General features: G+C 68.9%; 5 protein-coding genes and 2 pseudogenes. All 7 read right to left on the bottom strand.

The features are described 5' to 3' along the window. Positions 1 to 964: 964 nt before the first annotated feature. A complete protein-coding gene (locus tag QIT00_RS38445; protein ID WP_282540150.1) occupies positions 965 to 1,852 on the bottom strand; it encodes a hypothetical protein in 888 nt (295 codons plus the stop codon). Positions 1,853 to 2,449: 597 nt separating this feature from the next. Continuing rightward, positions 2,450 to 2,590: a hypothetical protein gene (locus QIT00_RS38440; RefSeq protein ID WP_282540149.1), complete on the bottom strand. Its 141-nt coding sequence runs from the start codon at positions 2,588 to 2,590 to the stop codon at positions 2,450 to 2,452. Between the two features lie 188 nt (positions 2,591 to 2,778). Further along, positions 2,779 to 3,042 (bottom strand): DUF6233 domain-containing protein, encoded by a 264-nt coding sequence (locus QIT00_RS38435; RefSeq protein ID WP_282540148.1) that lies wholly within the window; start codon positions 3,040 to 3,042, stop codon positions 2,779 to 2,781. Between the two features lie 351 nt (positions 3,043 to 3,393). After that, positions 3,394 to 3,489: pseudogene (locus QIT00_RS39140) on the bottom strand (hypothetical protein); the annotation flags it as partial. Positions 3,490 to 3,984: 495 nt separating this feature from the next. Continuing rightward, positions 3,985 to 4,680, bottom strand: coding sequence for an MBL fold metallo-hydrolase (locus QIT00_RS38430; protein WP_282540147.1), 696 nt, complete (start codon positions 4,678 to 4,680; stop codon positions 3,985 to 3,987). Positions 4,681 to 4,749: 69 nt separating this feature from the next. Then, a complete protein-coding gene (locus QIT00_RS38425; protein WP_282540146.1) occupies positions 4,750 to 5,844 on the bottom strand; it encodes a TniQ family protein in 1,095 nt (364 codons plus the stop codon). 88 nt (positions 5,845 to 5,932) lie between these two features. Further along, positions 5,933 to 6,431 (bottom strand): annotated as a pseudogene (locus QIT00_RS38420) (ATP/GTP-binding protein); the annotation flags it as partial.

Below are 6,431 nucleotides of genomic sequence, written 5' to 3'. Positions count from 1 at the left end.
CCACCACCTGCGCCCCCCCCCACCCACCCCACAGCACAACCAAACCCCACGCCTGCACATTCAGCCGGTCGACGCCGGCTGACCGGCCGTCGCTGGTGGTGGGGGAGTGGAGTGACCTGCGTGGATGCGGGTCGGGGTGTCACTTCGGCGTCTTCGCCGGGCTCAAGCAGACCGCCCGACGGCCCCCTTGTTTCTGGGGCAGGCGGCCGTGAACCACCGCCGGCGCCGCAACGTCAGCGAAGCCGTCATCACCGTGGTGATCGTGACAGCCGTATCGGTGACGTTCGCCGCGCAGCCGCTCTGCCGGTTCGTCATACGGCCATGAATCTCCCGCCTTTCCCGGCCTGTGACGGCGCGGCAAGGGGAGGGACAAGGGGCCAAGGCTCCCCGCTCCAGCGCCACACCCTCGCCCAGTACGCCCACAGCACCGGCATCTGGTCGGGGCCCCTCGCCGAACGTCAATCGACCTGCTCGCCCTCGGCGCGCAACTCACCTCCTGCCACGAAGCTGGAGGCCACAACACCGCCCGCGCGTGATCCTGATCAACCAGTCGGACGCCATCCCGCATATCCCGCACATCCCGCACATCCGGCATAAGGCCCTCGGCACGCGGCCGCGGCTGCCCGGCGGGTACCTCGAACCCGAGGACACCACCCTCGCCGTCGCCGCACCGCACGTACTCACGGAGGAGAGGGGGCATCACCCGGGTCGAAGACTCCCCCGACGCCGCCCCGGTCCACGTCGACGCCCACACCATCCCCTGCGGGCGACGCCAACGGCGAGCCCGAACACCGGCACACCGACTTCCGCCACCTGCTCCGCACCCGCGCGAACGAGGCGACCCTGCAAGCGGAAGAAGTCACCGCAAACGCGTGGAATCCCGCCGCCCAGCTCGACGATGAGACCCCGCGCGAGCGCCTCACCGCCCACATCAGCCCCGGCGTCCGGGGTCGAGCCCTGGACGCTAGCGACGCGGGCCAGGTTCCCGGTTGGCCGCGGCCCCCAGGCCGGCGACCGTGAGCGCCACGACCAGCAGCGCGGCCAGCGCAGCGGCCACCGCCGACACCGTCGGAAGCGGGCCCGCCAGCCCGTTGGGCCGCAGCACATAGGCCAACGTGCTCGAGTCGACCCGAGCGTCCACGAAGTGGCCCACCGTCAGGGCACCGGCCACCAAGGTGCTCGTCACGGCCACGACCGGCCCCCCGCTCCGGCACAGCACCGCGCCCGCTGCGGCGCAGATGACAAAAACGCCGAGCGCGACGGGAAGACCGAAGGCGGGCGCGTGCGACCAGTTCAGCGGGACGTGAGCCCCCGCACAGAGCAGCAGCAGTACGCCCGCCACGCGACGCAGCCACACCAGAGCAGTCCTGCCCTGCGCGTCTGACGCGGCGCCAGCAGGCACGAGTGAGGGACGGGCCTCCTCGGCGGGCGAGGTCTTGACCTCAGCGTCGGCCACGGTGTCGTCGGCGTCCCTGTGTTCTTTCAGTCTGCCGATCAGCTGCATCAGATCCTCGACAGACCTGGTCGTGCCGGCGGCGTGCACCGCCTCGGCGCCGCTGTGCGGATCGTGCGGGGGGCGGGACAGCAGGTGGACGAGACGGCTCACCTCCGGAATGGGCCGTTCCTCGGCGGCGTACCGAACCGCCTCATCCATGTGCTCGGCCGGGTGCGCGGGCGGGCCGAGCAGTTCCACCAGCCGGGTGACGTCGTCGACGGAGCGGGCCACGGCGGCCAGCCGCAGCACCGAGGCGGCGGTGGGCACACCGTCGGGTGACTGCTCCATGAGGGTGACGAGCTCGACGACATCGTCCAGGGGCCTGGACACCACGGCTACACGTATGAGCTCTTCCACCGCGTCATCGTCGGGACTGGGCTCGGTCCGTTTTTGTTGCAGGCTCACGTCGCCGGTGTCCTGGTCGACTGCCCGCGCAGAGGGGGCGGGCTGTGCGAGGGGCGGGGCGCCAAGCTGCGCGGTGCCCCAGTGAACCGACGTCGAAACCAGAGGTTCACCGGTCCCAGACGTATCCCCCGCGGCAGAGAATGACTCAGCGGCCATTTTCACTTCTCCATTTCAGCGGGGACGTCCTCGCCCTCATCCGCATATGTACGTCTCCCCGTTCTATGCACGCTTCTTCCGTCCCGCCACTGGAGGACGCCGACGGTCACGTAACCGAATACGCGGTCGTCAACAATCCGGGGGCATCCAAGGCCTTCGCCGACTGAGCCCGCCTCCACCGGCCAGAAGCCTGTGGAAAACATCTCCGGAAACGAGAAAGTACCTTGTGACCTGCGATGACGAGAGCTTTTCACGCTTCCTGTGCGAGCCCGACTCTCACAGCTCTGGCAGAACGTCAGTTTGCACTCGCGCGGGTGACCTGCAGCCGCTGGCCCGCCCCGGGGGCACACGGCCCCGGCGTTCTGGACATCTGCCCGCTCTGATAGCGGCTGATCAGACGCAACAGACGGCGAACGCATCGTGGTGGTTGAGGAGATCGCGGCGGGCCTGGGCGACGTTGGCCCGGCCGACGAGGCGAAAAGTGATGATCGCCAAGTTGCGGAAGCCGGCGAGAGCCTCACCCCAGCGGGCCACACCCCGGACACGACGACACGACGGCACGACGGCACGACGGCACGACGGCACGCCCTCAGCCGCAGCCGGCCCCGCCTCGGCGGGCATCCCGCCTGACCCTGACCGCGCTCGACGCCGTGCTCGACGGGACGTCCGGCCCGGCGGCGCAGCAAGGCGCACACAACCCCGCGCCACCCCTCACCACGCCCCTACGCGGTATCGCCGCTCTCGCGCTCGGCCCCAAGCAGCAGCAGCAGCGCCGCAGCCACGCCGCACCCCTTGCACGCCTGCGCCCCGGGCCTCTCCAGCTCGATCAGCGCTTGATCAACGTTGAGTTCGTCGGCGCCGTGCGGCGCCCTCCGGCAGCCGTAGAGGGCGCACGACCAGCCGCACGTGTCCACGCTCGCCACGATGACGTCCGGTACCGCGTGCAGTTCCAGATGCTCCAGCTCCTGGTCAGCGTCCGCGTCCATCAGCCACCGCCCCTGCCGGACCACCCCACAGGCGAACCCGACCGACGTGCGGCACAGAGCCCGCAGCCAAAGGCCACCCGCCCTGCCACCGAACCACCCACACGCCACAGGGCCGTTGGCGCCTCCGCGCCCTTGGCCTCCCAGGCCCCGGGGGCCTCGTGTTTCCAGGAGGGCAGCGCTCGCGCCCAGCACCGCCTCCTCGACACGGCACAGGCCGACCAGCAGCTGCCGCCCCGCCGCATTCACCACCATCTCGGCATCCGCCCTCACGTCCCCCGCCCGGATGCCGGCCCCAAGCATCCGCGCGCTCGCCACGAAGGCTGTTCACCGCGCCCGTTGCCTCCCGCCCCCTCACCAGCGCATACCCAACTGGTCCAGATCGCCACGGCGTTCTGCGGTGAGCTTCGTGGCCCGGCGGCGCACGTTCGACACCCACATCCCCAACGCGACGCCACGGTGCCTTCAGGGGTGGTCTCACGCCCCGAAGCGGCAGGCCCCGCGAGGTCGACCGGTAGCTCCTCGATGTGCTTGCGGGGGACGTTCAAGTGCCCTTCGCGCGCCCGGTATTGGCGGGCGGCAACCATGTTGAGCATCCACTTGTGATCCTGCGTGCGCCGTACAGGCTGCTCGTCCTCGCCCGCGGGCTCCAGACCGAGGACGTCTCTCAGCAACCACGCCTGTTGTCGTGGGTTGGTGTTGTTGGGTGTTGGGGTGGGGCTGTGACCTGGGGATGTTCAGGTTGACAGGGCCGGGGTTGGGGCAGGGCTGCTCGGATTTTCTGACGATAGGGGCGTTGCCCCAGGCTGTTGGGGAGCCGTTCTACCTGCTGGTGTGGGGACAGGGCGGGTCGGTGCTCGTGCAGAGTTCAGGTTGCCTGGGCGGTTTCTCGGTTTGGCTGGGTCCGGGTACGGCATCCGTGCCGGGTGTCCCGGTGACGTCGGTTCATGGTTCCCAGACGGAGTTGTCGTGTGCGAACAGGACACGGCGGGGATCAAACGTGAGGAGCCGGTCCATCCAGGGCTGCCAGCTGGGGGCCGGTGGTGTCAGGCCATCTCGGGCAGCTCGATGCGCCAGGTGGTCTGCAGTGAAGTGGGAAGCGACGTCGTGTGCCTGGCCGGCGAGGATCACCGTGCCGTCATCGTGCTGGACGACGAGGGATTGGTGTCCGTCGGTGTGGCCGGGGGTGGGGATGATCCACAGGCCCGGCGCGATCTGTGTTTCGCCGGTGATCTGCTCGTACGTGGCGCCGGGGAAGTCGACCAGGCCGTCGATGGTGTAGCCACCTCGCCGGGCGGCGGCCAGCTCCGTGGCTTGTACCGGGATCGGTGTGTGGGCAAACAGCGGGTTGTTGCCGCAGTGGTCGAAGTGCAGGTGGCAGTTCGTGACCAATGTGATCTCCGCCGGGGCGGTTCCTGCTGCTGCCAGTGCGTCTTCGAGTGGGCGCCGCCTGGGACGGTAATGGGCCTCCGTGCCTGGGTCGGCCACCCCGATTCCGGTATCGAAGCAGATCAGCTCTTTCCCGTGCCGTACCAAATAGGCGAGAACCGGTTCAACACGCGGTTGCGTCGTACCGGCTTCTTCGGCCGGCCGCACGATGTAGCCCATATCGAGCCGACGTACCGCAGTTTTGTTGTCCATCCGGCCATGCTGGCAAGTAAGGGTGCGCTGCTGGTGGTGTTCTGCCCATGGCAGATGTAACCGGGCCTGCTATCCGGTGCCGACGGGCTCATGTGTCCTGCTCAAGCCCGCTGTTGATAGCCGGCGTTTGAGTGCCCAGGTGAGGGCGGGGACGTTCAGTGGCACGGCCGTCCTGTCTCCGCTGATCGAGCTCAGCCATCGTTGGAGTTCTTCCCGTGTGTGCTGGGCCAGCCATCGGGCGAGGTGTTCAACGCCGTGGGTGGTGTTCAGGCTGGTGAGCCTACGGAGTGCCTCTGTGAGAGAGGCTTCGAAGTGCTGTGGAGCTGCTGCTCTCTGCTGGTCGGCGGCGGTGGCGAGGGCGCTGGCGAGGGCGAGGGTCTCGGGGTAGGTGACCAGATCGCGGGCGATGATGTCCCACGGCCGGTACACACCGCACCCGGCGCGTTCGGCCAGAGCCTTCAGGCGTCTGTTCCAGGGCACGGATACAGGAAGCGGCCTCGAATCCTGGTCGGTGTAGAGGTGTTGGATGGCGCCGCGTGCCCACTGCCACGCTGCAGCAGCCATCTCACCTTGGTCGATCAGGTCCTGATGGCGTCGGTGTGCGGCCAGGACACGGGCGGCTTCGCCCTGGCCCAGGTGATCGAGCGGGATCTGGGCCAGACCCGTGTAGCCCGGCTCGCCGCCGACGAGCCATATGCGATGCATGCGGCAGACGCGCTGGTGCCACCCCCGGTACTGCCACACCTGCCGTCCGCCGCTGCGTGGTGCGGTGCACTTGAGGCACCCGGCCATGACCGAAGCCACCGTGTACGTAGTGATGGGGGACTGCCAGTGTGCGGCCGGCCCGGTGTGGTGCCGTAGAACGTCCAGGTCGAGTGGCCAGGCGGGCAGTACGCATGCCAGGACCTGTTCCTCGATGCGGCTGTAGGCGGCCACGCGTTCGCGTGCGGCGGTATTGAGGTAGAGCTCAGTGCCCAGCCCGCTCCGGCCGCTCACAGTGGCGCGGCCTTCTTGCTGAAGGACGGCGCGGAGGTAAGGACCTGGGGGCAGGTGGTAGCGGGCTGCCCACCGTGTGATCCATGAAACGGTCGTCTCGCCTTCGAGGGGAGTGGTGCGGATGACGCCTGTGGCCAGGCGGCTGTGGACAGATGGGGACAGGTGCATGGCGTGGTGAGGTGAACTTTCACGTGGCCGGTGGGTACCCGCAGTTGGGAACGCCCACCGAACAGGGCAGAGGTGAGGTGCGTGCTGCTCAGACGGCCGTCTGGGAGTGACCGGAGTCGCCCTGCTCGGCCGGGGGCCGTGCGTCTTGCTCAGCGAGGTGGTCGAGGCGGACGGCGTCGAGCTGCTTCTTGGTGATCTTTTCGGTGCCGTCCAGGATCGCGGTGATCGCGGCTTCGCGGATCACCGCGGACAGGCTGCCGATGCGCCCGCCGGTGCGCGTGTGCAGGTAGCGGGCCATGCGCCCCAGCGATCCGGCGCGATGCCGCTCGAGCCGCAGCGCGTCCTCCATACCACCCAGCAGCCCGCGCCACGCAGCCTGCTGCTCCCGCGAGCCGTACGGCAGGGGAGGGTTGGAAAGGAGCTTGAACCTCCCCGCCAACTGCTCCCCGCGCACCCCGCCCAGCAACGGTGAATCCTCGACGGCGACTCCGGCGTAGACGAACGTGGCGCCCACGCGTTCGGACAGGTACTTCATCTGGTCACTGGTCTCAGCCCCGGCACGGGTGCGGGTGTCCAGGAGATGGATG

It is taken from the genome of Streptomyces luteolus (assembly GCF_029968015.1).
In the GTDB taxonomy this organism is placed as follows: Bacteria; Actinomycetota; Actinomycetes; order Streptomycetales; family Streptomycetaceae; genus Streptomyces; species Streptomyces luteolus.
Note: the sequence above shows the minus strand (reverse complement) of the source record. Positions and strands in the feature narration are given on the sequence as shown.